Consider the following 505-nt stretch of genomic DNA (forward strand, 5'->3'; position numbering starts at 1 on the left):
GAGGAAATTGCGCAGCATCTGGTCCAGGCAGCGCCGGTAGTTAGTGTGCCCGGGCTGGCGGAACAAGGCGCCCACTTCCGACTTGGAGACGTTGAAGCCGGCGCTGGCGAAGATCTCCATCAGGTCCACGTCGCGCAGCTGGAAGGCGACGCGCAGCTTCTTCAGCACCAGGTTGTTGTCGATGCGGGTTTCCACCGCACGCTGAGGCTGGCTCTCATCGCGACCGCGCAGGTGCACGATCAGGCCGTCGAGGAAGTGCGCCAGCGCACTGTCGCTCATCGCCTCGAAACCGGCTTCGTCCTCGCGGCGCAGCCAGGCCTTCACCTGTTCGGGATCCACGGCGAAGGCCGGGTCGGCCATCTGGCACAGGGTCACCACGTGGTGGTCGCCCAGGTCCAGGGAGTAGCGCACGCTGCGCAGGACATCGTTGTTGATCATGGCCCAATTGTACCGGTCACCCCGGCAGGTGGGGCCGGATCTGGCCGATCAGGCAACGCAACCCCCG

Annotated in this window: 1 protein-coding gene; it reads right to left on the minus strand. The window is 65.7% G+C overall.

Going from position 1 to position 505, the window contains the following annotated elements; all coding sequences use genetic code 11:
- On the minus strand, positions 1 to 438 hold a 438-nt coding region (locus tag DAI20_RS20510; RefSeq protein WP_108252928.1), incomplete at its 3' end, for a DUF1456 family protein.
- Between the last annotated feature and the right edge of the window lie 67 nt (positions 439 to 505).

Source organism: Planctomonas deserti (assembly GCF_003067705.1).
GTDB classification, from domain to species: Bacteria; Actinomycetota; Actinomycetes; order Actinomycetales; family Microbacteriaceae; genus Planctomonas; species Planctomonas deserti.